Below are 4,157 nucleotides of genomic sequence, written 5' to 3' on the forward strand. Positions count from 1 at the left end.
TCAAGTGTAGCACCAATTGACTTATTCAGTTTAATCACTGGAGAGCAAGCAGGAGGAACATGGACACAAACATCAGGAACAGGAGGAACGTTTAATGCTGGAGCAGGTACTTATACACCAGCATCAGGAGCAACAACTTCTACATTTACGTATACGTTAACAGGAACTGCACCATGTATTAATGATACAAGTGTAGCTACGATTAACATCAACGCTCAGCCAAATGCTGGAGTAGATGGAAACACAACAGTTTGTGATTCAAGTGTAGCAGCTATCAACTTATTCAGTTTAATCACTGGAGAGCAAGCAGGTGGAACATGGACACAAACATCAGGAACAGGAGGAACGTTTAACGCTGGAGCAGGTACATTCACACCAGCGCCAGGAGCAACAACTTCTACATTTACGTATACTTTAGTAGGAACAGCACCATGTATTAACGATACAAGTGTAGCTACGATTAATATCAACGCTCAGCCAAATGCTGGAGTAGATGGTAACACTACAGTTTGTGATTCAAGTGTGGCAGCTATCAACTTATTCAGTTTAATCACTGGAGAACAAGCAGGTGGAACATGGACACAAACATCAGGAACAGGTGGAACGTTTAACGCTGGAGCAGGTACATTCACACCAGCGCCAGGAGCAACAACTTCTACATTTGCCTATACTTTAGTTGGAACAGCACCATGTATTAACGATACAAGTGTAGCTACAATTAACATCAACGCTCAGCCTAATGCTGGAGTTGATGGTAATACTACTATTTGTGATTCAAGTGTAGCGCCTATCAACTTATTCAGTTTAATCACTGGAGAGCAAGCAGGAGGAACATGGACACAAACTTCAGGAACGGGTGGAACGTTTAATGCCGGAGCAGGAACATTCACACCAGCGCCAGGAGCAACAACTTCTACATTTACGTATACTTTAGTAGGAACTGCACCATGTATTAACGATACAAGTGTGGCTACGATTAACATCAACGCTCAGCCATTTGCAGGGACTGATGGTAACACTACAGTTTGTGATTCAAGTGTAGCACCAATCAACTTATTTAGTTTAATCACTGGAGAGCAAGCAGGTGGAACATGGACACAAACTTCAGGAACAGGAGGAACGTTTAACGCTGGAGCGGGTACTTATACACCAGCGCTAGGAGCAACAACTTCTACGTTTACGTATACTTTAGTTGGAACTGCACCATGTATTAACGATACAAGTGTGGCTACGATTAACATCAACGCTCAACCTAATGCTGGAACAGATGGTAATACTATAGTTTGTGATTCAAGTGTAGCACCAATCAACTTATTCAGTTTAATAACTGGAGAGCAAGCAGGAGGAACATGGACACAAACTTCAGGAACGGGTGGAACGTTTAACGCTGGAGCAGGTACTTATACACCAGCGCCAGGAGCAACAACTTCTACATTTACGTATACTTTAGTAGGAACTGCACCATGTACTAATGATACAAGTGTAGCTACGATTAACATCAATGCTCAGCCAAATGCTGGAACAGATGGAGCAACTACAACTTGTGAATCTAGTGTAATTCCAATCAACTTATTCAGTTTAATCACTGGAGAGCAAGCAGGTGGAACATGGACACAAACATCTGGAACAGGTGGGACGTTTAATGCAGGAGCAGGTACCTATACACCTGCAATGGGATCAACAACTTCTACATTTACGTATACATTAGTTGGAACAGTACCATGTGTGAATGATACAAGTGTGGCTACTGTTACAATAACTTCAGCGCCAACAGCAGGAACAAATGGTACAACAGTATTATGTTCTACAAGCGCACCTATTGATTTATTTACACAATTAGGAGGTTCACCAGATACAGGAGGAACATGGAGTCCAGCTTTAGCAAGTGGTACAGGAGTATTCAATCCTACAGTTGATACTCCAGGAGTTTATACTTATACAATTAACATACCAGGTTGTGCAGTTACAAGTGCAACAGTAAACGTAACTGTTAATCCACAGCCAAATGCTGGAATAGATGGTAACACTACAGTTTGTGATTCAAGTGTAGCACCAATTGACTTGTTCAGTTTAATCACTGGAGAGCAAGCAGGTGGAACATGGACACAAACATCAGGAACAGGTGGAACGTTTAATGCTGGAGCAGGTACTTATACACCAGCGCTAGGAGCAACAACTTCTACATTTACGTATACTTTAGTTGGAACTGCACCATGTATTAACGATACAAGTGTAGCTACAATTAACATCAACGCTCAGCCAAATGCTGGAGTAGACGGTAACACTACAGTTTGTGACTCAAGTGTAGCGCCAATCAACTTATTCAGTTTAATCACTGGAGAGCAAGCAGGTGGAACATGGACACAAACATCAGGAATGGGTGGAACGTTTAACGCTGGAGCAGGTACTTATACACCAGCGCCAGGAGCAACAACTTCTACGTTTACGTATACTTTAGTGGGAACGGCACCATGTATTAACGATACAAGTGTAGCTACAATTAACATCAACGCTCAGCCAAATGCTGGAATAGATGGTAACACTACAGTTTGTGATTCAAGTGTAGCACCAATTGACTTGTTCAGTTTAATCACTGGAGAGCAAGCAGGTGGAACATGGACACAAACATCAGGAACAGGTGGAACGTTTAATGCTGGAGCAGGTACTTATACACCAGCGCTAGGAGCAACAACTTCTACATTTACGTATACTTTAGTTGGAACTGCACCATGTATTAACGATACAAGTGTAGCTACAATTAACATCAACGCTCAGCCAAATGCTGGAGTAGACGGTAACACTACAGTTTGTGACTCAAGTGTAGCGCCAATCAACTTATTCAGTTTAATCACTGGAGAGCAAGCAGGTGGAACATGGACACAAACATCAGGAACGGGTGGAACGTTTAATGCTGGAGCAGGAACATTCACACCAGCGCCAGGAGCTACAACTTCTACATTTACGTATACTTTAGTTGGAACAGCACCATGTATTAACGATACAAGTGTAGCTACGATTAACATCAACGCTCAGCCAAATGCTGGAGTAGATGGTAATACAACAATTTGTGATTCAAGTGTAGCAGCTATCAACTTATTCAGTTTAATCACTGGAGAGCAAGCAGGAGGAACATGGACACAAACTTCAGGAACAGGAGGAACGTTTAACGCTGGAGCAGGTACCTTTACCCCAGCACCAGGAGCAACAACTTCTACATTTACGTATACGTTAACAGGAACTGCACCATGTGTTAATGATACAAGTGTAGCTACGATTAACATCAACGCTCAGCCAAATGCTGGAGTAGATGGAAACACAACAGTTTGTGACTCAAGTGTAGCAGCTATCAACTTATTCAGTTTAATCACTGGAGAGCAAGCAGGTGGAACATGGACACAAACATCAGGAACAGGAGGAACGTTTAACGCTGGAGCAGGTACATTCACACCAGCGCCAGGAGCAACAACTTCTACATTTACGTATACTTTAGTAGGAACAGCACCATGTATTAACGATACAAGTGTAGCTACGATTAATATCAACGCTCAGCCAAATGCTGGAGTAGATGGTAACACTACAGTTTGTGATTCAAGTGTGGCAGCTATCAACTTATTCAGTTTAATCACTGGAGAACAAGCAGGTGGAACATGGACACAAACATCAGGAACAGGCGGAACGTTTAATGCAGGAGCAGGTACCTATACACCAGCACCAGGAGCTACAACTAGTACATTTACTTATACATTAACAGGAGTTGCGCCTTGTACTAACGATACAAGTATTGCAACAGTTAACATCAACGCTCAGCCAAATGCTGGAGTAGATGGTAACACTACAGTTTGTGATTCAAGTGTAGCACCAATTGACTTATATAGTTTAATCACTGGAGAGCAAGCAGGAGGAACATGGACACAAACATCAGGAACAGGAGGAACGTTTAACGCTGGAGCAGGCACTTATACACCAGCACCAGGAGCTACAACTTCTACATTTACGTATACTTTAGTAGGAACGGCACCATGTGTTAACGATACAAGTGTTGCAACAATTAACATCAACGCTCAGCCTAATGCTGGAGTAGATGGAAACACTACAGTTTGTGATTCAAGTGTAGCACCAATTGACTTATTCAGTTTAATCACTGGAGAGCAAGCAGG

The 4,157-nt window shown here is 42.4% G+C and carries 1 protein-coding gene; it reads left to right on the plus strand.

What is annotated here, in order from left to right:
- Window positions 1-4,157: beta strand repeat-containing protein (locus BMY86_RS13100; RefSeq protein ID WP_394332578.1), on the plus strand; the 4,157-nt coding region annotated here is incomplete at both ends.

This window comes from Flavobacterium urocaniciphilum (assembly GCF_900110615.1).
Lineage (GTDB): Bacteria > Bacteroidota > Bacteroidia > Flavobacteriales > Flavobacteriaceae > Flavobacterium > Flavobacterium urocaniciphilum.